This window comes from Streptomyces sp. P17, assembly GCF_032436805.1.
Classification (GTDB): Bacteria; Actinomycetota; Actinomycetes; order Streptomycetales; family Streptomycetaceae; genus Streptomyces.
Genome location: NZ_JAVRBF010000453.1, coordinates 1 through 357, shown reverse-complemented (window position 1 = coordinate 357; position 357 = coordinate 1). Strand labels below are relative to the sequence as shown.

General features: G+C 41.7%; 1 protein-coding gene. It reads left to right on the top strand.

From position 1 onward, the window contains the following. Window positions 1–155 precede the first annotated feature (155 nt). A partial coding sequence (locus RMT89_RS41690; RefSeq protein ID WP_315888966.1) for a hypothetical protein occupies window positions 156–357 on the top strand: 202 nt, incomplete at its 3' end.

Genomic DNA, 357 nt, shown 5'->3' with positions numbered 1-357 from the left:
AATGTCATTATTTTACAGTCTGAGCGGCAGTGTGTTCCTTGTTATAAAAATAAATGCCAAATTGGCGATGCACACTATTCCCCTTGTTTACAGGATATCACCCCAGATCGAGTGATTCGTGCTGTTGAAGCAGCAATACCGTTAGAGGCAGTTGAATGAGACTAACTGGAATTGATACTAGCAGCCAAAAGTCGATATGTATTTTACGGCTTTCTGCGATTGGCGATGTATGTCATGCGTTATCTACTGTCCAGCATATTCAACGCACTTATCCTGATTGGTCGTTGACTTGGATTATGGGAAAAACAGAAGCTCAATTGTTGGGTGACCTAGCGGGAATAGAAGTGATCGTTTTTG